Consider the following 24,834-nt stretch of genomic DNA (forward strand, 5'->3'; position numbering starts at 1 on the left):
GTCGGGAATCTCTTTAAGACTTTGGCTAAACGTTGGTGAGATTCCCTACTGCGCTCGTCCCTCGCTTTAGGGAATGACGAAGATTGCGCTAACAAAGCTACCATTACCTTTATTCAGAATATGAGCCGTACTCGCAACCTACTAAGGGGAAATCAGTATCCATTTAGCGAGTCACTCATAGCACTCTAGGTCATTCGCGAGAAGGAGGAACGACTGAGTTGGGAATCTCTTTAAGACTTAGCTAAACGTTAGTGAGATTTCCTATCACGCTCGTCCCTCGCTTTAGGGAATGACGAAGGCTGTGCTAACAAAATCTAACCCTGTTTAGGTTTATTACGTCGACAACGCTCAGAGCAGTACACCACTTCCTCCCAGCAGCGCTCCCACTTCTTGCGCCATGCAAATGACTTCTGACATACAGGACATGTCTTTGTTGGGAGGTGCGGTTTTTTGTGCATGTCGGTACCTTATATAGGTCTAGTTCGTTGAAGAGCTCACAACAACACTACCGATTGCGCTAGCACCTCGCTATAGGGAATGAGGTTAGTTATCACATCCAAGCTCGCTTGCCTCAACTAAAAACCACCACTCCGTCATCCCCGAGAAGGAGGAACGACTGAGTTGGGGATCTGCTTTACTGAGGTTGGAACCATTTCAACTAAACAGGCTGGCTTTGAATGCCAACCGACCAATCTCAAAGATATTAAGCAACCACTTTGTATTGCTTTTCCATCTCGCTAACGCCAAGGCCTGCGTGTTTCGTCACTTTCAATTGCACAGGTACACGCTCTTTCAAAGCTTCAACGTGGCTAATAACGCCAATCATTTTGCCTGAGGCATTCAAGTTATCGAGTGCGTTCAATGCGATGTCTAGCGTGTCACTATCAAGCGTGCCAAAGCCTTCATCCAAGAACAGTGAATCAATACTGGTTTTGTAACTCACAAGATCAGATAACGCCAATGCCAACGCCAAACTCACCAAGAAGCTTTCACCACCAGACAGAGTTTTGGTGTCGCGCATTACATCTCCCTGCCAGGTATCGAGTACCTGTAACTCTAAGCCGTCGTCAGCTTTACGTTTTAGCTCATAGCGACCATGCAAACGCTGTAATTGCTTGTTTGCTAAATACACTAAGTTTTCCAGTGTTAAGCCTTGGGCAAATTTGCGGAACTTGTCACCGTTCTTAGAACCAATCAGCGAATTCAAACGAGAAATATCATCAAACTCGACTTGTTGTTCAGAGATCTGCTTAAACAAATCTTGCTGGTTACTTCGATTCTGACTGTCTGTTTCAAGGTTGGCAGAAATTGCGCCAATTTTGCTCGCATGACTTTGCTGAGCTTCTTGGCACTCAGCCGTTGCCTGCTCCACTAACTGTTGATCTTGTTCTTGCCATGTTTGCGCATTTTCGTGGTTTTGTAGCTCCACTTGCGCGGCTTTTGCCGTATTCAGCCTTGCTTGTGCACTGACAATTGCTTCATCCAGAGACTTCTTAAGGTTTTGTAATTGAGTTCGCAACTCCTCATCAAGCAGTGCCGCTTCAAAATCAACTTCCTCTTCAAACGGGCTCGTATGCAAAGCTTCAAACCAAACATTCTTCGCTTGCGTGAGGCTTGTTTGCTTCGCGGTTAACTCATCAGAAAAACCTGTATGTTTGGTTTGTTCGGTTCGATGTTCCAGTTCACAGCGATTGAGAACCAGCTGAGCCGCGTCAAATGTTGTGACTGAATCTGTTACCTTTTGCTTCATTGCTTGGCTTGCGACTTGAATGTCTTGCTCACCAAACAACTGTGCTCTTTCACCGCTAATACGAGCTAACTCCGCTGTTAGCAATTCGCTTTCTTTGCTTAACGTGTCCAGCTCTTTCTGCTGACTGCTTAGCTTGTCATCCAGTGCTTTTTGCTCAGCACATTCGGTAATCAAACGCTTCTCTAGTTCAGCCTGTTGCTGTTTGGTTTGCAGCCATGTGTTTGAGGCTTGCAGTTTTTCAGCAAACCAAGCATCAATGTGCTCAAGTTCAGGTGCCTCAATCGAGGTTTCCACAATACTCTCTTTGAGTGAGTGCCATTGTTGGTCTTTGGCTTGCGTGGTTTGAGCTGCTTGCTCATTCGCGTCTTGGTTTTGCTTATTAAGGTCGTTGAGGCGCTCCTCCGCTAACACAAGATTAGCTTGGGCTTTATCAGCCGTAACACTCGCTGATAAACGTTTTTTTTCCGCATCGGCATAGCTGTTTTTAGCATCCACTAAGACTTTCAGCTGCTGCTGGGTTTGATTTACGTGAAGCTCACATTGCTCGACGAAAGCCGTCACCGCCATCTCATTCCCCAAGTCAGTCACAGCAAGCAGTGTTAACTCCAGCGTCACATTAGGAAAGTCAGACAAACTCTGTTGAAGCTTACCTATTACAGATTGCCAATTAAGTTGAGCTTGTTGGATATCCGCTTGTGCTCGTTGAATATCATCGCTTAGTGCTGTGATCATAGGAGCAAGAGAATCCAACTGTTGGCGATGCTCTTGACCATCTTTCTTAATGACCGCTAACTCATGTTTTTCACGCTCTTGCTGAGCAACCAAGTTCGCCATGTCTTGTGACTGCTCAATGGTATGTTCAGTAGAACCACACAGCGGACATTCAGAGCCAAACTCCAATTTCGCACGATACTTAGCTAACTCTCCTTCTTGGTCTATTAACAAGGTTAAACGCTCAAGCGATGTCTCTCGCTCTTTATATCGCTCCACCAACACTTCACGTTCTTTTGAAAGCTTGTCGACCAACTGGGTGTTAGTTTGATGTGCCTGTGTTTTAACGTGTAGCTGTTGCTGTGCGTTTAAAAAGCCACGATTGATTTCAAACAACGAGTGGGTGTTGCGATTCCAAAACTCCAACAGCTCTTTTTGGGACAGTAATGCTGTTTCACTGGTGTTCGCGTGTAGAGCTTCCCATTGCTGCTTGGTAGCGTTCTCGGCCAGCACCAGCTCAGCTAACGCATGATCTTGCGATGCTTTGGTTTGCTGTGCGTTTTTAATCACTGCTTGCTGAGCTTCTAGCGCCGTATAGGTTTGTTTGGCTAAATTGAGTTGCTGTGAATGCTGAGACTCTAACGTACGTACTTGCTCAACCTTAGCTTGCCACTGGCCTAGGTGCTTTTCGAGGTGTTGGTCCGCCTTATGTGCCTCTAGGTACTCGGCGCTCAGCTTTTCTTGCTGTTTCAACTCGTCAATCTGTTGCGCCAACACAAGCTGTTGATTGCGTTGCTGCGCGTGTTGTTCGTTCAGCGTATTCGCGGCGTTAACTGCCGAAGTATGCTTGTCTTTGAGTACCGATAATTGGTTGTCGAGTGGGCGGACTTGCTCAATGATCCTCTCTTGATCTTGTTGCTGCGCTTTAACTTTTTCAACCGCTTCGTTACTTTGAGTCAGCTTAGTTTGGGCATCTAGCTTCTCGGTCTCGCGCACTGCGAGCAGCTTGGTACTGTTATCGAGGTTAATCTGCGTAAGATTGAGCTCATGCTCGCAGCGTTTTAGGTCTTTGTGCAACGGTCGCAATTTCTCAGCGGGTTCGCTGTTTGCCAAACGAACCAAGGATGATTGGTTTTGCTCTAAATCACCTTGCGCTGTTTTTAAATCCTGTGCACTGGTCGCAATAGTATGCTGCGCTTTGGTGACGTCTTTCCACCAGCTAAGGTGAGCTTGCCACTCTTTTAATTGTTCAGCTAAACGTTTCTGTTCAATTTCTAAGGTGTCACGCTCTGTTGTCAGCTCTTGAATCTGCTCATCAGACAGTAAACTCACACCCTCAGCTTTCGCTTTCAGGTGGTTGAGTGATTGTTCACTCGACTTAAAGTGATCATAAATACGCTCTGATATTAGGCTGTAGACCTCGGTACCGGTTAACTCTTCTAGAAGCTCGGCTCGGTCATTTGCGTTGGCATTTAAGAAGGCGGCAAATTCGCCTTGAGACAGCATGATCGACTTAGTAAAGCGAGAGAAGTCCAAACCAGTCACCTGCTCAACCAACTTGGTCTTCTTGGTTAACATGGTTTCTAAGACTTTATCTGTGTCTGCATCAGCAAATTCACATGTTGGTGTTTGCAGCGCACCATCGTGCTTGCCGCGAGCTCGTTTTTGATGGAAGTTAGAACGGTAAGTTTTGCCCTGCACTTCAAATTCAAGTTCAGCGAAACACTCACCCGTACCGCGAGTCATCAGCTCGTTGTTGCCCTTCGCGATGCTTTTCAAACGAGGTGTGCGGTGAAATAACGCCAAGCAAATCGCATCCAGAATAGTAGTTTTACCCGCACCGGTTGGACCCGTAATAGCAAACAGGCCGTTTTCTGCGAACGGTGATTGAGTAAAATCGAGCTTCCAACGCCCTTTCAAAGAGTTTAGGTTTTCAAATTCTAGGCTTAAAATCTTCATACTCGTTACTCTTCTACTTTGTTTGTTGCTTGAGCGCTTTCAGACACTTCGACCATGACTTGCTTAAACTTCACCGTCATTCGTTCTAAGCGCGCTTTTTCAGACTCAGTTTCGAACTCTTCTAAGGCAATACGCTTGGTAAACACATCCATTGGGCTCAGTTCAGACAGGGTTTCTGCTGATTCTTGCTCCAACGCTTGGTTACGACGCTCTCTTGCGCGGCGCAGTTGCAATACTTCCACATTCAGGCCTTCAGTCAATGCACGCATACGCTCTTGTAGATCAGATAGGTAGTCTTGAGCCTGAACCTCTATCGACAACCAAATACTTTGTTCACCATCTAAGCCAATGTATTGGTTCAGTTGAGACTCTATCTCGCTCAAATCGCCTTTGATTTCAGCAAGTGGTTGGAATGTCGGGACAGCCAATTGAGAAATGGTTCGTTCGCCTTCAGAAAACTCAACCACGCACACCTGCTTTTGAGATTTAAGCTCATCAAAGCTAAGTGGGATTGGAGAGCCGGAATAACGAATGAATTCACGTTTAGCCACTACTTGTGGGCGGTGAATATGACCAAGAGCAATGTAGTCGGCATCAGGGAAACCGTCCGCAGCAAAGCCATCTAGGTTACCAACGTAAATATCACGTACAGAATCTGACTGTTGCACGCCCATCGCAGTAAGGTGTCCCGTAGCGATAATTGGCATGTGCTCATGGTTTTCATAGGTAGCACGCTTAGCGACTGCCGCCTCATAAACACTTTGGTAGTGCTGCTTGATCGCATCGCCAAGCTGCTTTTGACGCTCTACGCCAGATACACCAGCTTGACTGGTCAGCACATCGCGAGGACGAATAAATGGAATGGCACACACAAGCGCTTCTACATCGCCCGTTTTACCCTTGAGTTCAACAACCTGAGTCGCATGATCTTCGTTGGTATTTGGGATGACGTCAGCACCCATGTATTTGAGCAGCTGTTGGGTCTCTTTCAGGACCGAAACGGAATCGTGATTTCCGCCTAGCAGTACCAATTGGCAGCCGATCATGTTCGAATCGACAACAAACTTGTTATACATCTCACGAGCGTAACTTGGTGGCGTACTGGTATCGAAAATGTCACCAGCAACGATGATCGCATCGATGTCATGTTCAGTAACTTGCTCAAGTAACCATTGTAAGAAACGTTCATGTTCATTCTTACGGCTTTTGTTGTAGAAGTTTTGGCCAAGGTGCCAATCGGACGTGTGAAGAATCTTCATTGCTGCTCACTGGAAGTCGGTAATACCTATAATCTACCAAAATCGCTCATACAATTCCCTTTTATAAGCTTGTGAAAAGCAACTAATTTTACGCATGAACGCATCATAGGCTATAGCTACAAAAAAGCCGCTCATAATCAGAGCGGCTTTCGTATCAACTATAAACAATTTCAAGTCTCAACATGCGTTAGAAATTGTAAGAAGCACCCAGTGTTACTGTGCTAAATGCGACATCACGGCTTTGCAGTCTATTGCCACGGCTATCGAAGAATTCGATGTTTACTGCATCCGCTTGCGAGATCAGGCGAAGTGTTAGGTTATCCACTGGAGTGTATTCCACACCAACACCGAAGCGGAAACCTGCGCCAGAATCATCATCAAATGCATTAGAGCTGTTTGCATTCAGATCAACGTAGCTTAAACCTGCTAGTACAAATGGGCGAATTGAGTTGTCGAAGGTATAACCAAGATTTGCTGCGACAGACAGAGACGTTGGTGAAAACACCTTAGTACCATATGATTCATAGTCAGCGTAGTCCGTGTAGCCAAGTTCAATGCCGACAATACGGTTAAATTGGTAACCGCCGTAAAGACTGTATCCCATGCTTTCAGCGTCTAAATTGCCACCACCATCTGTGTCCGAATCTTGATGTACACCAAGGCCAGCACCAATGTATGGACCGCCCTCAATACCAGCAGCAAATGTAGGAAGTGAAACCAAGCCAACTAGGCCTAATAGAAATGTTGATTTAAGCATGAAAATACCCTTTTTAGTTTGTCCCACAGTACCGTTCATCAACTATTAATAGGTTTCCGACACTATTCCAACGGTTGCGATACTGTTTAAATAAATTATTCAAGCGACTCCTAATAAACAATAAAACACTGTTCATTTGCGGAGTGATTGGGAAGTTATCACGACATTTTTCATTCACCAAGCGAATAATTAGCGAATTTTATATAGTCTTATTTATGAGACAAAATAGAGCAAAAGCAAAAAAACAACTAAGAGTTACAATATCCACATTGCACCTATCATAAACAAATACATTTAAATCAGTAATTTAATCACACATGCAGTTATATAAAGTGGCTTATACATTCTAGCTATTACTTAACTCTCCCCTTCCTAGAAAACAAAAAGCTCACACTATTGATTAATAGAGTGAGCTTTATTTTATCCTTTCCAACCATTCAGAATAAAACCCTGTTAAATTATATTTAAAATAATGAATATAATATTAATGAACTTCCGCAAGGCTTGCCAAATAAGTATTCGTTAAATAGAAACCACTAAACTTCTCCACAAAGTCTTGAGGTACCGTTTTCTCCGTTAAGCCCGACTTAATCAAAGCGGTCTGCCACGCTTGCACTTTAGGGAAGCCTTCTAACATATCAAAACCTGAACGATCTTTTATCACCGATGCGCGGTGTAATAGTGGCAGCCAAGCTATGTCGACATTCGAGATGTAATCCCCTTTGAAGAATTGAGTATCGCCTAATTTATTTTCAGCTTTTAGAAACGCTTTTTGAAGATTAGCCAAACGTGTTTCAAAAGTTTCTTTGTCTTTGCTTCCCATCGTTCCGCATTGTGGCATGTAATGTTTACTTGCTTGATAAGACCAAGCACGGTCCAATGCTTTTTGCTCGGCTGTTACCTCTTCAATAGGGGCGTATTTATCATCAAGGTATTCAACAATCGCATCAGATTCAAACAATACCGTGTCGTTTTCAGTCACTAGCACAGGCACTTGTCCATTTGGGGAAATATCCAAAAACCACTGCGGCTTGTTGTTAAGCTCAATGTATTCGATTTCAAATGGCACTTTCTTCATGACTAGAGCCCCCATTACACGTTGAACAAATGGGCAGTTTTTAAAGCTAATCAGTTTAATCATCGTTGACTCCGTATCAGGTCATTAATTTGTAGTTACATCCCTAAGACGAACATCAACAACAAAAGACGAAAGAAAATTCTATTTTTTTAGAAATAATGAAATAAGGCCAGTTAAACAATTAATGATATTGCAATAGATGCCATTATCACACCCACGAGAAATTCCAACACCTTCCAGGCTCTAGGGTTCTTAAACAGAGGCGCCAAGAATCGAGCACCATAACCGAGCGAAAAAAAGAACACGAAAGAAGCCGACACCGCCCCCGCCCCAAATAACATTTGATTTGGTTGATATTGAGTTGAAATAGAACCTAACAGCACAACGGTATCAAGATAGACGTGTGGGTTTAGCCAAGTAAACGCAACGCACATGGCTATCGCTTTGGTTAACGAGTCTTTGGTTTCAGCACTTGCTTCTAGCGCATGATTTTCAGTAAATGCAGAGCGGAAACTTAAAAATGAATACACACCCAAAAACATTGCTCCACCATAACGAGCAATCAGTTCGATTTGAGGAAACTGCTGAACAATAGCTCCAAAGCCTGTGACGCCAAAACTAATCAGTAACGCATCAGAGACAGCACACACAGTACAAATGACCAAAACATGTTGGTTCTTTAGGCCTTGCTTGAGTACAAAAGCATTTTGAGAACCTATCGCAAGGATCAGCGAAAGTCCGAGGGAGAAACCAGCAAAATAAGTCGTCATTAAATGCACTTCGAAATAGGTTGAATAATCATAAGTTACTATAAATTGGTGTATTTTTTCACAAAATTTACAATATGATCACATATCCGTTACACAGCACAAAACCAACACAACCAAATTGCAACCAAGTGCATATGAGAGCTACTTTCTGACTTCGATTTTAGGAATGTAATCAAAGGAAGAAACATGATTAAAAACCTGTGTTTAACACTGATATTTTGGGTAATAACGAGCCAGGCATATGCTACATCACTTTACTATATAAACCGCACTGATAAACCCATATTGATAAACTTTTCATTAGACACCAGTGCTCCCGTGAGCAATGGTTACCAATACAAGCTATCAGAAAATGACTTAGTAATTTGGCCCTATCAAAAAGCTAAAGTGGCTGATTTTAATCGATATTATGGAATTGTGAATGGCGCTACATATGATTACTTTCTCACAATATCACGATTGACTGATGAGGGAACATGGGAAGTCAAACCGCAAGAACCCGTCGCTCAACTTAAGTTGGTTGGTCATAGTTCAGGTACAACGCTGTCTTATGGGTATAAAGGTCAAGGCTTGATGACCGACTACAACCCGTACATTCTTCATCGATATAATCAAGATGGATATCACTCTGAGTTCGGCGTTAAAGCGGTATACACATCGGGTTTTGACGACGTTGAATTTGTTGTGTCTGAACATACAATCAATGACACAGAATATGAACCAAACATCCTAAACGTTGCATCATATAACTTATGGTTGCTTCCTTCTGTGTCTTCCAATATTGCAGGCCGAGCAAGCATCATGAGCCATAGCCTTTCTGGGTTTGATGTACTCACTTTGCAAGAAGCATTTTCTACCGATAGAGACATTCTATTCAATAAGTTAGCGGACGAATATCCATACAGAACAGAGGTGGTTGGTGGTAACAGTAATGCGCTGTACGATGGCGGTGTGGTGACATTTAGCCGACATCCAATCATCGACACCGATAGTATCGTCTTCGAACACTGTACAGGCACTGACTGCTACGCAGACAAAGGCGTTGTATATACCAAGATAAACAAGGATGGCGAGATATACCACATTTTCAATACACACCTTGCCTCTTTCAACACACCTTCAGCTAAGCGTCTAAGACGCCTACAACTCGGTCTAATGCGAACCTTTATGTTGACCAAAGACATTCCTGCTAACGAAGCGGTGATCTATGCTGGAGACTTCAACATCGACAAAAATAGTGACTTCTTGGAATACCTTTTGATGCTTGCTACGTTAGATGTTGATCCTCCAGAGTTCAGAGGCTACACCCGTGCAACCTTTGATCCGACGATTAACCCTTACGCTGCTTATAAGTATTCAGGTGGTGCTGATGTAGAGTATCTGGATTACGTTTTTGTAAGTAGAGTGCACAGACGAGCAGTAAGTAATACAAATACGGTGAAACTCAACCAAAGACTAAACTCTGAGACTTGGGGAAGTTGGCACTTATCCGACCATTTTGCTATTGATGCTAACTTTGTGTTTAGTCCAAATGAGTAGCGTTCTAAAATAACCATAAGGTTGAACCAACCAAACACACTTGGGATGCTCGTTCTGTTCCTCCAATAAGAAGATCGAGCTCCTTATCCCCCTCCTTTTCACTAGCTCAATGAAAACCTTCCCGCCTGCTAAATAACAAATTAATCAATTGATTTTTAAGCAGTTTAACCTTCAGCGTGCATTTTATAAATGTTGAATTTATTAATAGAATTTAGCTCAAACTTTAAAGCTTAAAAATCGAACACAGTGAGATCTCAATACCATTTCATTGACCAAGCGAATGATAGAAATCTAATTGCATATTACCTTTTGACTGCTTTTTGAACGGGCTTTTCCCGTTCACTAAACTGGCTAAACGCGTGTTTACGCATTGCGTTTAAAAACAGTTTTAGCCGCATAACTATAAGGACGCTACACAGATGAAATACGGATACAGACTTACAACTCTTACTTTAGCTATCATCGCTTCAGCACACGCCACCGCTACAACTGTCAATGAAGAGAGTGTTACGCCACACATATCCAATTCGCCATTCATACAAGATGTAAAAGGTACGATTGTTGAGGACTACTCTAAAGCTCCCATCCAACCATCCTTCTTCTCAATGAGAATGATGAGCTCTGCTGATTCACAGCGCGGCGATTGGTTCAATCTATCTGCGAGCTACACAAGGCTTCAAGGAGTAGGTTCTGACGTGGTATATGACTACCTTATGCCACCACTAAAGCCAGAGCCAGTGATCGTGGCTGTTCTTGATTCGGGCGTTGATGTGGAACATGAAGACCTAAAAAACAAGCTTTGGACGAACAAGGGCGAGATCCCAGATAACGGTATCGATGATGATGGCAATGGTTACATCGATGATATTCACGGATGGAACTTTCTCGGAAACTCTTTAGGGATTAACGTTGACCAAGATACATTAGAGGTCACACGAGAATACAAGAAGTACCTGAAACTGAAAGAAAATGGACATTGGATTCCACGCAAAAAGCGTAAGTACTATGAAGGCGTTGAGTCCGACTACCTCTCCTCTTTAAAAGACGACCAAGATGCGTTAAATCGTGTCACTACCGCGATTGACCAAGCCAACGAATACAAACAAGAGATTCTTCAATACGTTGATCAGAAAGACTTTTCGACTAATGGTTTAAAAACGCTATTAGATAACGAAAACGCTAGCGTCGTTGCAGCGGCGCAAGGCCTACTTAGCCTATTTGAATCTTGGTACTCATTTGAATACTTGGAATCTCGTCGTAGTCGCTATCAAGACTCTTTAGACTTCCATTTAAATCTTGAGCTCGATACTCGTCGCGACATTGTCCTAGATGACATCAATAACCCTTGGGAAAAAGGTTACGGTAACAACGATGTTAAGGGGCCTGTCGGCTCTCACGGCACTCACGTAGCTGGTATCATCGCTGCTGAACGCGGCAACTTTATCGGTATCGATGGGGTTGCAGACCATGCACAAATTATGGCAGTGCGTATGGTGCCAAATGGGGATGAGCGAGACAAAGACATTGCCAACGCTGTTCGTTACGCTGTCGATAATGGTGCAAAGATCATTAACATGAGTTTTGGTAAAAGCTACTCACCTCGTAAGTACATTGTTGACCATGCATTCCGCTATGCCGCTCGTAAAGGGGTCCTGATTGTTCACTCTGCGGGTAATAGCCGTAACGACAACGACATCAAACCAAGCTTTCCAAACCGCTACGCTAAGCACTACCGTTCAAAGCCTATCTCAACATGGTTAGATGTAGGTGCATCTGCAAAATACGCAGATCAAAGCTTAGTGGCAAGCTTCAGTAACTTCGGACAAAAATCGGTTGATGTATTTGCTCCTGGGTATCGAATTCTTTCAACTACACCAGGCAACACTTACGGTTCGAAAAGTGGTACCAGCATGGCAGCACCTGTGGTTTCAGGTGTCGCTGCTTTAGTGTGGTCTCGCTACCCTGACCTATCAGTGAAAGAACTGAAATCTCTATTAATGAACGAATCAAAAGTCTATCCAGAATTGCTTGTTAAAAAGCCTTCTAGCCCGACAGATTTAGTGCCTTTCAACACTCTATCGATTTCTGGCAGTGTGGTAGACGCTGAGGCTATATTCACAGAGTTGGAAACACGCTAACACCTTATTATCTATTGATTAATTATGAAAAAGGTTGCCCGAGGCAACCTTTTTGCTTTTCACAACAACAACAACAGAGATTCCAGATACCTCGCTTCCCAGTTCTGGAATGACACGAGAGAAAAACGTGAACGCTTCATTCGTCATTCCCTACAGTGAGGGACGAACGTGATAGGGAATCTCTTTATACGGTATAATTCTAATAGACCATATTTAGCGTAATTCGATACTCATGAACTGGCTGTAAGGGTCTAATTCGTAATCCGCAAAGGGTTCACAGTAACCAAAGCCAAACTTCTCGTATAAGTTACGCGCAGGCTTGAAGTATTCCTCAGAACCCGTTTCCAAGCTGATTCTTTGATATTGGCGCGAAGAAGATGTGTCTAGAACATGCTGCAAGAGTTTGCTCGCCACTCCTGTATTGCGAGCAAACTGAGAGGTTCGCATCGATTTAAGCTCGGCATGTTGGGAATCCAACTCTTTAATAGCAACACAACCCAATAATTGACTGTCTTTCCATGCACTGAAAAAAGTAATCTCTGGTGATCTCAAAGCATCAAGATCGAGTGCATGAACGCTTTCTGGTGGCGACGTCGCATACATATCAGCTAAGTGCTCTTCCAGCAACTCAATCACCTCTCCGCCTGACAAGTCATCAATTATTATTTTCATAAGCCTTTAATTATCCTTAATAAAGTTTTAATCCATTTTCCATTCAGTAAAATTACGCTAGTGTCGTTACATGATGAATATCATACTTTGCATGTAGAGTCTCGCTGCATTTACCCTGTCTATCAGCGATATACCCAAGTTAATGCAAAGCACCTTTTTGCGGTAGAGATTAATTGATCAGACCGATATGAGTATCCAACTAGACTTAACGACAGCCTTACCTTGCCAGAACTTCGATTCTGCCCAAGGCTACATTACCCTCCAGGATCATCAGGTCATTGATGTCGACGATAATATCGCGACCCTATTTGGTTACGATGACCGAGAGTCGCTATTAAAGAATGTCGATTTCGTTTATTCCATGGTACCAGAGAGTTACCACGGCGCTCTTCGTGAACGTTACCTCACAGCCATTAAAGGCCAGCTTCAGAAAGGCAAATTTTATAAAGACGTACCTATCAATGGGCGTATTCTATCCCTATTCAGCCTAGCGCACGTCATTAAGCTCAATGACCGCCCAGCTCTTCGAGTCATGATCATCGATATCACATCTGTGGTTGCCTCTGAACGTAAACATCAAGAGAAAGACCACATGTACCGGACTCTACTGAAGAGTTCGAAACAAGGTGTGCTCATTCATCAAAACTTCAAACCTTTGATGGTCAATCAGGCATGGGTTGAAATGCAGGGTGCTAAATCTATTGAGCAAGTCCTTGCTATGGATTCGGTCATCTCTATTATTCCACCCGACAATCGTATCAACGCTCTAAAGCGCAGCCAGAATATTATGGCCGGTCACACGCCTAGCTTTAGTTCTGTAGTCGAAAACCGTTGCCTTGATGGAAGTAAAAAATACTTCAATATTTACGACAACATCATTTACTGGGAAGGTGAAAAAGCGATTCAAGTGGTGGTCGAAGATGTCACTAGTAAAGTCGCACTAGAAAAGGAGTTAATTCATCGCGCACTTCACGATGACCTTACGCAGGTATTAACTCGTCAGGCGGTTTATGACTGGCTAAAAAAACCGACTAACAATCAAGCTAATATGTCTTGCTTGCTACTCGATATTGACGACTTCAAGAATGTGAACGACCAATTTGGACATAGCGTCGGTGACACCGTCATTCGCACACTCGCAACCATCATCAAGAAACATGTCAAAGCTCTAAATGGTGTTGTTGGCCGTTGGGGTGGTGAAGAATTTATTGTCTTCTTTCCGAAGTCTCAGACAAACCATGCCACTGCATTGTCCACGGCAGAATCCCAGGCAACAATTGTCGGTGAGCGTATTTGTGAAGAGTTTCGAAGCCATCAATTCATCGGTTTTAACCGAAAATCATTTAGCACAAGTGTCAGTATCGGTGTCACCGACAGCTGTATAATACGAACAAGTAACTCGCTCAATAACTTGATTCGTGTAACAGATGATGCCCTCTATCAGGCTAAATCGAATGGTAAAAATAGAGTGTCGGTCAACACGGAATGTGAATGCGTAGAATGTGAGTAATGAAAGAATTGCTAAGCATCAATAAAGGTTTATTAACTCGATAAATCAATCAAAGATTTTCTTGTTATTTTCAAGTTCTAGTTTACTATGCGCCACCCCAATTTTTTCAGCAAATGCTGCAGGCAAACATGTCCGCCAACGCGCTCTATACCGACCTATCCGGTTACTATGATTTAATGTGTGTTGATATTGACTACCAAGCGCAAAGTCACTGCGTTCGTAGGCTACATCAGATTTTTGGAAATGAAGGAAGAACTCACCTAGACCTTGGTTGTGGCACTGGCCCACACGTTCGTCACTTTATTGATTATGGCTATCAAAGCAATGGACTTGACCTAAATCAGCCCATGTTAGATATCGCTCAAATACGCTGCCCTGAGGCTAACTTTTCAGTACAGAACATGAGTAATTTTGAAGTGTCTGAGCCGTTCGACCTTATTACTTGTTTCTTGTATTCGATCCACTACAACGATGGCATCGAGAAGTTAAAAGAGTGCATTGCCAGCGTTCATAAAGCGCTAAAACAAGGCGGCGTGTTCTGCTTCAATGTGGTCGACAAAGATAAGATCAGTAATGATCTGTTTGTTCGCCATACGACAAACCAAGAACAGGATGATTTTACCTTCCGATCGGGTTGGTATTACTCTGGCGAGGGCGACAAGCAGGCTTTGAAGCTTAGCATCGAGAAAACCACTGCTGGTGAGACTCAGATATGGAACGATGAACACCCAATGGTTGCGTTCTCATTTAAAGAGTTAATCGAAATTTTGAAACCCTACTTTGAGGTTCACATCTTCGAGCATGACTATGACAAGCTTTTACCTTGGGACACGCTTTCAGGTAATGCACTCATTGCGTGTGTGAAAAGCTAGTTTACTTCTCGTAAAGCGTTAGCTCTCACGAAAAGCGCCTAAATCAAAAGACCCCACACAACGTTAAGTCATGTGGGGTCTTTTTCATGTGTATTAACTTATCGGATCAAACGATGATTGATTAGAAGTCAGCCGTCATACCTACGTAGTAAGTACGTGGTTCTTCAACATAACCCATGTTTTCAAGCTCTTGAGATACCGCTTCGTCCGTCAAGTTAGTGATACCCGCACGAATACGAACAGAATCATTCACGTTGTAAACCGTACCAATATTCAATGTTGTGTAAGCATCCTGAGTTAGATCCGTTTCGATATTACGTTCGCCACGGTAGCGCGCGCTAATAAAGGTGTTTAGATCGTAAGTAGGGCTCCAGTTTAGCTTAACCAAACCAGAATGCTTGTAACGCTCTAACAGCTCTTCACCCGTTGATTTATCTTCTGTGTCTAGGAAAGTGTAGTTACCAGAAATACCCCACTCGTCCGTGATTTGGAATTGACCCGTAAGCTCTGCACCTTGGACTACTGCTTCTGAAACATTAGTATAAGTACGTTTACCGTTTACATAACCTGTTGAGCTTGAACTATCTGTACACCCTTTACCCGCTTCAAATACTCCACCGTTCTCACAGTAGGTATCATCACGATCAATTAGGTCATTGATTTCATTTCGGAACAATGCACCTTCGACATTCCAACGAGGTTGGCTATAGATAGCAGCGATCTCGTAGTTCAAACTGGTTTCAGGCTTAAGGTCTTCGTTACCATGTAAATCACAAACACCTTTACAACTGTTCACTGTGTAATCCGCTTGGTTTTGTGTTAAAGATGGCGCCTTAAATGCTTTACCAACACCACCTTTGATAATTAAGTCATTCGTTGTTTGGTGAACCAAGTACACTCGCGGGCTAAATTCTTCACCGTATAGTTCGTGTTTATCTAGACGACCACCGATTGTTGCTGTTAGTTGCTCCGTCATTAACCATTGGTCTTGAATAAACAATGCACCTTGGTAAGCCTCGGATGTCCCGTTAACTAGGTTTTCTCTGTTTGTTAACTCACTTAACTGGTAATCCATACCAAATGTAACGGTATGACTATCACCTAGATAGGTTGTTGCTGAAGCTTCTACAATTTGCGTCAATTCTTCAACATCACTGCTGTAGTTATTTCCTAAATCAGCTGCGTCACTATCAGTTACGTTTTCACGCGAGTAACGCACTTGTGTATCACCCCAGCTCCAAAAACCGCTGTGTGTTATCGCTTGGCTGTTACGTAGAACTTTACTATCAATTGGATTTGCACCTGTAGCATATTCAGCCAATCCATCACGTTGGTCGTCGCTGTAACCTAAGTCTAAATCGATGGTTTGATTATCAGTTGCATGCCAAGTTAACGTACCTAATAGGCTTAACGTATCGCGGCCTTCTAGTGCAGTCACATCTTCTCTATCATGACCCGAAGAGTGAATACCAGAATATGGCTGCCATGCATCACGGCTCGTTTGGTTAATAGAGAAACGAGCAAACAACTCATCTTCAATCAAAGCACCAGAGGTCGTTAGACCTACAGACTGCTCCTGCCCACCATTACCATCCATTGGTGACGAGGTATCCATACTTAATGTCGAACTCCACTCATTGACAGGGGCTTTAGTAATAATGTTGATTGTACCGCCCATACCGTCAGAGCCGTATAGTGCCGACATTGGGCCACGGATGATTTCAACACGTTCGATAGATTCAGTAGGAATTGTAGAAAGATCGAAATCGTTGCCACGGATAATGGCACTTGCTGAACTTAAACGTCTTCCGTTTACCATGATAAGCGTGTAATCAGAATCCATACCACGAATAGAGATCATCTGACGGCCAGCACGCGTGCTATCAAAGTCAGACTCAACACTCGTTGATTCAGCAACGATGTCTGCCAAGGTAATACCTGGGCTATCTTCGGTATCTTGAGCAGTAATTACAGACATAGAAGCTGGTGCTTGTTTCAACGCCATCTCTGTACGAGTAGCGGTAACTACCATTTGCTCATCTGTAGCCTTCACTTCCTCTTGCGCCAATAGGTTTGGCGAAAGTGAAGTACAAATAACAGCGACTGCGATCGATAAAGGCTTACGAGTAAAAAGGGATCTCTCAGACATGATATTCATTCTTATATGTGATTGGTAATGATAATGGTTTGCATTAAACAGTCAGTTACCATTGTTATCAACGAAAGTTTCATACCAAAAATTCATTCTCGTTATTCACATTTCAAATAAGAGAAAAGAACCATATTCATTTCAATCTAATACTTAAAATCCCATTCATGATACTCATGATTTAGGCGTATAAGTCTTTGAATAGCTGGCGTACCCAACGGCACATAGGGTCATTGTGGAAGCGTTTATGCCAATATAAGTAAACATCTTCTGACGGACTTCTGATCGCTTTCGGCACGCGTTTACAAATTAAGTCACGTTGTTTGGCAGCTTGCGTGGCAAAAGGGGTTGGTAGGTGAAAGATGATGTCGGTCGTCTCTGCAATATCTGCAGCGATATTGAAGTTAGACAGCTGCACTGGGATTGAAAGTTGGCGCTGCTTATCAATCAGCCCAAGATCTTTGAATCGATTTTCAATAGAGAGCTTCTTATCACCTTGTAGCGAGATCTGACCTAGCTGGCTGTTAAGCAAGTCATCGACCGTGATCTCTTTGTCAGCCAATGGATGGTCTTTGCTCATCAACAAGCGGTAGTCACGGCTTATCACGAACATTCGATACAAGTTTTGCTCTGAACTTAAAGGCTCATGGGTCGACATTACAAAATGTGCATCCCCCGACAACAAAGGTTCGAAATGACGTTTCGGAATAGAATCGACATCGACAACCATATTTGGTGCTTGCTTGCGAATCTCGGAAACGACCTTAGGCAACAGATGAGAAACCTGAGGAACCAAACCGAAGAAACGAACAGTACTGTCACTCGTTTGTGGTTCGAACACATCGCCATGAACCAACTTCTCTAAGCGTGTCAGCACAGAATTGAGATCTTGCTTAATCGCTTCTGCTTTTGGTGTTAGCTCATAGCCGTAAGCCGCTCTTACTAACAGGTCATCGTTAAACACTGTACGTAGCTTTTGCAGCGAACGACTCACGGTAGGCTGGCTCATATCAAGTGCTAAAGCAGTATTGGATACATGCTTTTCTTCAAGAAGGTGTTTAAGGATAACTAAGAGGTTAAGGTCGACTTGCGCTAGATTCATTACTTAAATATTAACAAACTTGAAAATTCAATGAGCGCATAGTGCAGTTTTCAGACATGTAATACAATTGATAATCACTCTTATTTTGATCTAAAGCAAAGTCTTTTGCCACCCTAGCCGCTATGTATATCGCCGACAAAAGTTGTGACATTAATAAGACCGAGGTCATGATTCGATTTGGATTAACTAATAAAAAAAGAGAGGCACAATGGCCTCTCTTTGGTCGTTTATTTTATATTGCTAGCGTTAAGCTATAAGACTAAAGCTTTGTCCAAGCATCTTGCCAGTATTGGCTATCTCCTGGAGCATAAGATGCGCTTGCACACCACGCTGTGTATGGCCAAGGCTTACATTCGTATAAGCCATTGTCACTGCCGACTACAATATCGCCTGCTTCGTAGTTCGTTCCGGCTTCATACGGAGGGTAATCACCTGGAGGTGGCGTTGTACCGCCCTCTTCTTTGATAGCGAATGAGTTATCGACCATCACCATTTCGCCGTCTGTTGCTTTACCAACGACTTCAAGCTTGTATTGGCCTTCGGTTACATCGTACAGATCCATTGTTATTGCACGACTGTCAGTTAGGTTAACTTTGGTCTGCTCTACTACAGTACCTGCGCTGTTAATCACCATAGCTGTTACATCTAACGCTTCGTTTGATGTCAGTGTGAATTGTAAACGTACATTGCCGTTATCTAGTACGTATTCCGACTGAAGGCCAGATACGTTCAGTTCTGGGTCACCACCTGGATCAGGATTTCCACCACATGAGCTGTCTGAAACCTTTCTCCAAACGCCCCACTCACCTGTCGTTCCTGGCTCTTCACCACGGGTATACCAGCCAGCTCCCCAAGTCGCGCCGTCGTGTGATACTTGGTCACCTTCAACATAAACAGTGTCGGCATCCCATGCAGCAGCACAGTTAGAACCATCAGTCACTGACACTTTACGCTCAGCAGTGATGGTTTGATGAGCACTGTCTGTCACACTGTATACAAGCGTGTAGTTGCCCATTTCATTCACATCGACACTACCAGTGTGTGTAATCGAACTTGTTAGGTCACCATCTTCAGCATCGTTTGCAGTCACACCAGCCATCGGATCAAATGCGCTACCTAACATGACAGTAGTATCAGACACGCCATCGAATACAGGTTTTTGGCTGTAAACTTCGACCGTTCTTGCTTTGGTTGTTTCATTGTTATCGCTGTCTTTCACGCGGTAGGTTAGAACATAAGTACCGATAACACTGGTTTCAACGTAACCTTCAACATCAATTGATGAAGTTAAATCACCATCTTCTTTATCTGTTGCTGTCACGCCTTCCATCGGGTCAAAAACAGTGCCGTGAAGAACACGTGTATTCTCAACACCTTTCAATACAGGCTCACCTTCTACCGGTGGTGGTGTCACTTGACCGTGAACAAAAGGACCGTAGTCTTTGATGAATTGTTCGTTGTACGCTTGACCGGCTTTGTTGGTACCCATATCCCAGTTGATAGACCAAGTCATCACGCCACGTAAAGGCTGACCTTGCGCCGTTAGGCTATCGAATGCGTCGTACAAATCTTGTGGCTCTTGCACGAAACCAGTAGCTGCAGCATCGATACTTGAAGGGATACCAAACACTAACTTGTCGTGCGGGATCTTATGGAAACCGCGTGTACCGTTGATTAGTGAGTCAGAGATGTAGTAGATGAATTCTTCTTTTAATGCATCGTTGTTTTGTGCGATCCAACCTACGCCTTCAACCCAGATACCGTCACCGCCTTGGTTGTAAAACTGCGGGTTGATCCAATCGTAGTAACCTTCCAAGTTATCGATGTAAGGGACATATTTGCCACCCGTCGTTAGATACGGGAACTCTGGCGCCATAGTAATAAGGAAGTTTTTGCCTTCAGCACGGTAGTGATCTTTCACTAGCTTAAGGGCATCTGGAATCACGGTTTGGTTGTTTGCTGCGGTTACTGCTGCTTGTTCTAGGTCGATATCTAGACCATCAAAACCATAGCGCTCCGTAAGACGGATAATCTCATCAGCAAAGGCTCTTTCATCACCTGTTTCAAGCTCTACGTGTGCATCGGCTCCACCTAAAGCTATTAGCACAGAGCGACCTTGCTTGTTGAGTTCTGAAATTTGGTCAATAAATTGTTCTTCTGAAAGCCCAACAGTAGGGTCCAGTTTAAAAGTTGGAATTCGACCATCCGCCACGTCATACACTTTCATGAATGATACATTCACAATGTTGTACATCGGGTTCACTTCATCCAGCGTTACACATGGCGCATTACCACCTTGGTAACCCCCACCATCACACCAGTTATGCCAATAACCAACGACGACACCTGAATCTGGATTCGTCATGTCAGATCCATTTGCATAAACCGCGCCCGACATGGCCGCCATACCGACTGATACTGCTAATTGTAGAGCTTTACGTTTTAACATTAGTCCCACTTCCTTACTTAACAGCTGTGCCAATCACAACCGAACCAATTCATTTTAATCATGAATATTTATAGAGAAGTAATGGAATTTATAGGAAAAAACGACCTTTGATTTAACTTGTGATTTTAAGTCACAGATTGAATATTAGAATCAATATGATTTTGACTTTTCATTCGATTTAAAATGCTAAATTAGAGGTTTTTCAATGAAATTGATTGATATTATGAATATATAAAACACAGTTAATTCACAATCAAAATTAAGCTATATTAGGTAAAGTTAATTTAATGAGCCAATTCGAATAAAGGCTCTAAAAGCACTGATATTAAAGACATTTAAGTTTGCGAGTGATATCACTAAAAAATCAAAATCGTTCAGATTTCGTGTATTTAAAAAGTACACATCGGATTGGAACACTAGACTTAATTCTTTATTCTGAGATAAAAAATCAAACATTACTCACCAAGCTAATCACCAGAAGATGAATAATATCGCTCCATAAGCGCAATAAAATTCATCTTGTCCACTTCCTTAAGCTGATTAATTCCAGCAGCTGCCTTTCTTCCACCTCCCGTATCGAAACTAGAACAAACTTCATCGGCTCCAGTCCTATTTGATAAAGGTGCTCGTAAACTCACTGTATAAGACAAGCCATCAGGATTTTTCGTTAATACGGCTTGAGCGCGATCAGGATCTTGGTTAACGATTTCATTGCCAAATACACCACTAATTCGTCTTGCCCAAGTCTCGGCTGGCAGTTCAAACACTCTTGCAACGTTACTCTCGTATATTGGGTTTAAGCCAGATAGCTGTAGGTAGTCACTCTTATAGGCATCGCGAAGTTCATAAAACACGGAACTTACATCAGATAACAGAGCAAACGGATTTGGGTATTGGTAAAGGCGTTGATAAAGTTCAACAGGCGTAAAATGCAAATCGCTCAATGACGCACCATATCCGTTGTAATTTACCAAAGTTCCGAGCTCCTCTAAAAAGTCGATTTGTGGTTGGTCAAAACCAGTTGCTAACGCAAGTCGAGTCGCCACTGCTTTTAAGTTGTCACCAAATGCCGCCGCTATTGCCCATGCCACATACGCACCCTTTAGCTTTTGGTTTATTAACAAGCTGGTACAACATTCCGGTGCAGTGTTTATTAAGGTTTCGAGGTAATGAGACTTCGGTATTTCTCCCGTACGATGATGATCGCAGTAGAAGACGTTGATCTCACTATCAAGCAGCGAACGTAACTCGCTTAAGTTCTTCTCCATTGAAACATCTAAAATAGTCACCGATGTAATATCGCTTTGGGGATCCTGCTCCGCGAGTTGAACAAGCACTTGCGAGACTAGCTTAATATCACGCTTAACACCGGTGACAAGTGTGCTCTCTTTTGGCTCATGCAAGCGCAATTGCAATAATGCGATAATGCCATCTGCATCCCCATTGAATACGTCGTAGTGCATTTTGTTCCTCTTCCAGTGAGATTCAACCATTCACAATAACGATATTTGTTCGGACTGTATCGTGAAGGTATGAGTAAGCTTAATAGATAACAAATATTTTAACCTTATTTCATAGATACTTAAGTCCATTTTGGAATGCCTTATTCTGATAAACTTCTAGCGAAACAAAAGTTAACGTAAACCATCGATCATTTGACTTATTGTATGACATATATCACAGCAAGTTGTGAGTAAAAGATTATAAAATAAGCATCTCCCACTTGATGATATAGAGACGAATGAACACTACTACCACTCTTGTTTATGACACTTTAAAAAGCCTTGCTGCCCACGCTCCTGAGCAGCATGCCGAGATTCGCCAGCGTTTATATGAGCAGTTGAGCCTGCCATTTAATAAGCAGCTCTCGTTATACGCTAATGTGCTTGGGCCTATCAGTTCAGGGAAATTAGCCGGATGCGACAACATTGATAAAGCGGTTGAACTTGCACTTGACGTGCTAGAAGGTCGAAGCAAATAACCTCCACGGAATCCCGTATTATCAATCATTAAGCTCAAACGACCCAGCTCCTCCCCCCACGGGTCGTTTCTTCACACTGTAATGATCTCTAATGGTCATACTAATTCACAGTATAATTCATACACATCACTCACATAGTCAGTTAGAAGCATCATCCATTAAACGCCAGACACAAAAAAAGCGCAGATGATCTGCGCCTTTGGTATTGGTTTATCCTGAGGAACTTACGACGTCTTGAACTGCGCTACAGCTTGGTCCATATCATTCGCTTGCTCTGCGACTTTATCGACTTCAATCAAACAGTGTTGAGCTGATGCATTGTTATCATTAGAGATGGTGTTCAACTCTGTAATGGAATCACTCACTTGTGCCATTACTGCCCCCTGCTCTTCAATTGCTGACGCGATACGTTCAGAGTTACCTTGAATGCTCTGCATGTCACTTAAGATAAGCTGCAGGCTAGCATCCAGCTCTTCTGAATCTTTAAGCGTTAGCTGGCCTTGCTGGTTACACTCGCCAATTTCAGTCATCGATGCCTGCATCTGGCTTTGAATCGCACTTACCACCGAGGTTATCTCTGTCGTCGACTGATGTGTTCTACTTGCTAGTGCGCGTACTTCATCTGCTACCACTGCGAAGCCACGCCCTTGCTCACCGGCACGTGCTGCTTCAATTGCAGCGTTCAACGCTAGTAGGTTAGTTTGTTCAGCAATGCCTTGGATAATGTTGACTGCATCACCGATTTGATCAACATGATGGTTCAGTGAGCTGATTGAATCTTGGCTGCTTGATAGACGTTCAGACAACTGAGTAATGTTGTTGATGGTATCGACCACCACTTCACGCCCCTTGTCTGCGTTCACTTTCGCTTGTTGAACGCCTTCTGCAGCAACTGAAGTACTTTCTGAAATTTCACCAATCGTTAATACCATCTCTTGAACGGATGTTGTCATGGTTGAGGTGTGGTTGGCTTGAACTTCAAACTGTTTGATTACTGACTCAAGCTCATCATGCATATTAGAGGTACTTTGAGTAAGTTGTAGAGACTTAGATTGAGAGGCAGAAATCAAGCCTTCAAGCTGATCAAGCAATTGGTTGAAGTATTGACCTAACGTGCTCAACTCATCTTTACCATCAAGGTGTGAACGTATTGACACATCGTTGGAATCGACAATATTGCGAATCACTGAAAGTAGTGATTCAATTTTGCCAATGATAGAGCGAACGATTAACCAGCTGAACAAAATGATCGACACAAGCAATGTGACGCAAAGGATGTTGTTGATCAGCGATAGTTTGTCCATCTCCTTTTGAGTTTCTTGGTCGAGCACTGCTGAAAACTCTTTAAACTGAGTCTCAATCACATGTGAACCAGAGCGTGCTTCCCCAAGAAGGCCCTCATTGTGCTTAAGTCCAATAACTTTCTTCTGTTCAACCACTTGCTTTGCTGTCTCTAGCAAGGCACTCGAGCTTAAAGAAAGCATGATCGGATCAAAGGTACCTTTTTCAATCAAATCATTAAAAAGATAGAACTCTACTTTTTGCTCAGCGCTCGCGGTTGCACTCATGCTATCTAGCACTTCATGAAACTGTCCCAAAAGACCTTTGTCTCTCGTGAGTCCATAGACTTCCGTTGCTTTTACCAGTTCAACGAAACTCGTATGGTACGTCTCGATGTCTTCACGTAAGTGTGTGCTGTTTACCAACCCTAGATCATTCAGAACCACATTGAGCTGTGACTCTGAAGCCAAAAACTTGTTGTAGTTCACGTCGAACTTATCTAGGTATTTCATATCATTTCGCAACAAGAAGTCTTTCTCGTTACGGCGCAGGTTAAGCAGGCGAACTTCGAGTTCTTTGGTGATTTGTTTAGCTTCGCTCATTTGAGCAGTCGTATCTGCGAATTGTGAAGTGGTGAACAGCAATGAAACCATGCCGAAAATGGAAAACATTCCCAATGAATAGAGCTTTTTCTTTATATCCATAGATGTGACTCGTCTTTACTAAATTTAGGTATCTAAGGCTGGGCGTCTGACTGTTTTATCTCGCCCATGCTATTTCGTTATTTTTATCTTTTTACCAATAATGGGCGCTTTACAGGGGCTGTTTTGCCCCTATATTTCGCCATTGCACATTCA

17 protein-coding genes are annotated in these 24,834 nt (G+C 43.1%); 5 read left to right on the top strand and 12 right to left on the bottom strand.

The genetic code is table 11. The features are described 5' to 3' along the window. Nucleotides 1-314 precede the first annotated feature (314 nt). From F0232_RS10560 to F0232_RS10585, 6 genes are all read right to left on the bottom strand, one after another. Nucleotides 315-458, bottom strand: coding sequence for a DUF2256 domain-containing protein (locus F0232_RS10560; protein ID WP_081090296.1), 144 nt, complete (start codon nt 456-458; stop codon nt 315-317). A gap of 245 nt (nt 459-703) precedes the next feature. Next, nucleotides 704-4,420 carry an AAA family ATPase gene (locus F0232_RS10565; protein ID WP_105057058.1) on the bottom strand — a complete coding sequence of 1,239 codons (3,717 nt, stop codon included), beginning with the start codon at nt 4,418-4,420 and terminating at the stop codon, nt 704-706. A gap of 5 nt (nt 4,421-4,425) precedes the next feature. Next, complete coding sequence (gene sbcD, locus F0232_RS10570; protein ID WP_105057057.1) at nt 4,426-5,679, bottom strand: exonuclease subunit SbcD; 1,254 nt, start codon at nt 5,677-5,679, stop codon at nt 4,426-4,428. 187 nt (nt 5,680-5,866) lie between these two features. After that, the gene (locus tag F0232_RS10575; RefSeq protein WP_105057840.1) at nt 5,867-6,436 is read right to left on the bottom strand and encodes a porin family protein; all 570 of its coding nucleotides are present in this window, start codon (nt 6,434-6,436) and stop codon (nt 5,867-5,869) included. A gap of 484 nt (nt 6,437-6,920) precedes the next feature. After that, nucleotides 6,921-7,577 carry a glutathione S-transferase family protein gene (locus F0232_RS10580; RefSeq protein ID WP_061031424.1) on the bottom strand — a complete coding sequence of 219 codons (657 nt, stop codon included), beginning with the start codon at nt 7,575-7,577 and terminating at the stop codon, nt 6,921-6,923. A 110-nt stretch (nt 7,578-7,687) separates the two neighbouring features. Beyond that, entirely contained in the window at nt 7,688-8,284 is a 597-nt protein-coding gene (locus F0232_RS10585; protein ID WP_061031425.1) for a LysE/ArgO family amino acid transporter, read from the bottom strand. A gap of 186 nt (nt 8,285-8,470) precedes the next feature. On the opposite strand from F0232_RS10585, the gene F0232_RS10590 reads away from it, so the two are divergent. Together F0232_RS10590 and F0232_RS10595 are read left to right on the top strand one after the other, a co-directional pair. After that, the gene (locus F0232_RS10590) at nt 8,471-9,823 is read left to right on the top strand and encodes a sphingomyelin phosphodiesterase (RefSeq protein ID WP_105057056.1); all 1,353 of its coding nucleotides are present in this window, start codon (nt 8,471-8,473) and stop codon (nt 9,821-9,823) included. Between the two features lie 419 nt (nt 9,824-10,242). Next, nucleotides 10,243-11,961 carry a S8 family peptidase gene (locus tag F0232_RS10595; protein WP_105057055.1) on the top strand — a complete coding sequence of 573 codons (1,719 nt, stop codon included), beginning with the start codon at nt 10,243-10,245 and terminating at the stop codon, nt 11,959-11,961. A 213-nt stretch (nt 11,962-12,174) separates the two neighbouring features. Here F0232_RS10595 and F0232_RS10600 read toward each other — a convergent pair whose 3' ends face one another. Next, nucleotides 12,175-12,633 carry a GNAT family N-acetyltransferase gene (locus F0232_RS10600; RefSeq protein WP_105057054.1) on the bottom strand — a complete coding sequence of 153 codons (459 nt, stop codon included), beginning with the start codon at nt 12,631-12,633 and terminating at the stop codon, nt 12,175-12,177. A 187-nt stretch (nt 12,634-12,820) separates the two neighbouring features. Here F0232_RS10600 and F0232_RS10605 point away from each other — a divergent pair, with 187 nt between their 5' ends. Continuing rightward, nucleotides 12,821-14,143 (top strand): sensor domain-containing diguanylate cyclase, encoded by a 1,323-nt coding sequence (locus F0232_RS10605; RefSeq protein WP_105057053.1) that lies wholly within the window; start codon nt 12,821-12,823, stop codon nt 14,141-14,143. A gap of 128 nt (nt 14,144-14,271) precedes the next feature. Further along, complete coding sequence (locus F0232_RS10610; RefSeq protein ID WP_105057052.1) at nt 14,272-15,015, top strand: class I SAM-dependent methyltransferase; 744 nt, start codon at nt 14,272-14,274, stop codon at nt 15,013-15,015. Between the two features lie 121 nt (nt 15,016-15,136). Here F0232_RS10610 and F0232_RS10615 read toward each other — a convergent pair whose 3' ends face one another. The 4 genes from F0232_RS10615 to F0232_RS10630 form a co-directional block, all read right to left on the bottom strand. Then, nucleotides 15,137-17,164: a TonB-dependent receptor gene (locus F0232_RS10615; RefSeq protein WP_105057051.1), complete on the bottom strand. Its 2,028-nt coding sequence runs from the start codon at nt 17,162-17,164 to the stop codon at nt 15,137-15,139. 181 nt (nt 17,165-17,345) lie between these two features. Further along, the gene (locus F0232_RS10620; RefSeq protein ID WP_105057050.1) at nt 17,346-18,266 is read right to left on the bottom strand and encodes a LysR family transcriptional regulator; all 921 of its coding nucleotides are present in this window, start codon (nt 18,264-18,266) and stop codon (nt 17,346-17,348) included. Between the two features lie 259 nt (nt 18,267-18,525). Continuing rightward, complete coding sequence (locus tag F0232_RS10625; protein ID WP_105057049.1) at nt 18,526-20,715, bottom strand: immunoglobulin-like domain-containing protein; 2,190 nt, start codon at nt 20,713-20,715, stop codon at nt 18,526-18,528. A gap of 467 nt (nt 20,716-21,182) precedes the next feature. Then, complete coding sequence (locus F0232_RS10630; protein ID WP_061031435.1) at nt 21,183-22,178, bottom strand: hypothetical protein; 996 nt, start codon at nt 22,176-22,178, stop codon at nt 21,183-21,185. 278 nt (nt 22,179-22,456) lie between these two features. On the opposite strand from F0232_RS10630, the gene F0232_RS10635 reads away from it, so the two are divergent. After that, nucleotides 22,457-22,696, top strand: coding sequence for a PAS factor family protein (locus tag F0232_RS10635; protein ID WP_008217643.1), 240 nt, complete (start codon nt 22,457-22,459; stop codon nt 22,694-22,696). A gap of 224 nt (nt 22,697-22,920) precedes the next feature. Here the strand turns inward: F0232_RS10635 and F0232_RS10640 are convergent, their stop codons facing one another. Beyond that, nucleotides 22,921-24,630, bottom strand: coding sequence for a methyl-accepting chemotaxis protein (locus F0232_RS10640; protein WP_171750790.1), 1,710 nt, complete (start codon nt 24,628-24,630; stop codon nt 22,921-22,923). Nucleotides 24,631-24,834 lie beyond the last annotated feature (204 nt).

The organism is Vibrio sp. T3Y01, from assembly GCF_013114525.1.
Classification (GTDB): domain Bacteria; phylum Pseudomonadota; class Gammaproteobacteria; order Enterobacterales; family Vibrionaceae; genus Vibrio; species Vibrio chagasii_B.

Bases quoted from the DNA above. Each gene is read 5' to 3' on its own strand.
- F0232_RS10565 (WP_105057058.1), bottom strand. From the start codon at position 4,420: ATGAAGATTTTAAGCCTAGAATTTGAAAACCTAAACTCTTTGAAAGGG.
- F0232_RS10595 (WP_105057055.1), top strand. From the start codon at position 10,243: ATGAAATACGGATACAGACTTACAACTCTTACTTTAGCTATCATCGCT.
- F0232_RS10630 (WP_061031435.1), bottom strand. From the start codon at position 22,178: ATGCACTACGACGTATTCAATGGGGATGCAGATGGCATTATCGCATTA.
- F0232_RS10585 (WP_061031425.1), bottom strand. From the start codon at position 8,284: ATGACGACTTATTTTGCTGGTTTCTCCCTCGGACTTTCGCTGATCCTT.
- F0232_RS10610 (WP_105057052.1), top strand. From the start codon at position 14,272: ATGTCCGCCAACGCGCTCTATACCGACCTATCCGGTTACTATGATTTA.
- F0232_RS10625 (WP_105057049.1), bottom strand. From the start codon at position 20,715: ATGTTAAAACGTAAAGCTCTACAATTAGCAGTATCAGTCGGTATGGCG.
- F0232_RS10590 (WP_105057056.1), top strand. From the start codon at position 8,471: ATGATTAAAAACCTGTGTTTAACACTGATATTTTGGGTAATAACGAGC.
- F0232_RS10600 (WP_105057054.1), bottom strand. From the start codon at position 12,633: ATGAAAATAATAATTGATGACTTGTCAGGCGGAGAGGTGATTGAGTTG.
- F0232_RS10575 (WP_105057840.1), bottom strand. From the start codon at position 6,436: ATGCTTAAATCAACATTTCTATTAGGCCTAGTTGGCTTGGTTTCACTT.
- F0232_RS10615 (WP_105057051.1), bottom strand. From the start codon at position 17,164: ATGTCTGAGAGATCCCTTTTTACTCGTAAGCCTTTATCGATCGCAGTC.
- F0232_RS10640 (WP_171750790.1), bottom strand. From the start codon at position 24,630: ATGGTTTCATTGCTGTTCACCACTTCACAATTCGCAGATACGACTGCT.
- F0232_RS10620 (WP_105057050.1), bottom strand. From the start codon at position 18,266: ATGAATCTAGCGCAAGTCGACCTTAACCTCTTAGTTATCCTTAAACAC.
- sbcD (WP_105057057.1), bottom strand. From the start codon at position 5,679: ATGAAGATTCTTCACACGTCCGATTGGCACCTTGGCCAAAACTTCTAC.
- F0232_RS10560 (WP_081090296.1), bottom strand. From the start codon at position 458: ATGCACAAAAAACCGCACCTCCCAACAAAGACATGTCCTGTATGTCAG.
- F0232_RS10580 (WP_061031424.1), bottom strand. From the start codon at position 7,577: ATGATTAAACTGATTAGCTTTAAAAACTGCCCATTTGTTCAACGTGTA.
- F0232_RS10635 (WP_008217643.1), top strand. From the start codon at position 22,457: ATGAACACTACTACCACTCTTGTTTATGACACTTTAAAAAGCCTTGCT.
- F0232_RS10605 (WP_105057053.1), top strand. From the start codon at position 12,821: ATGAGTATCCAACTAGACTTAACGACAGCCTTACCTTGCCAGAACTTC.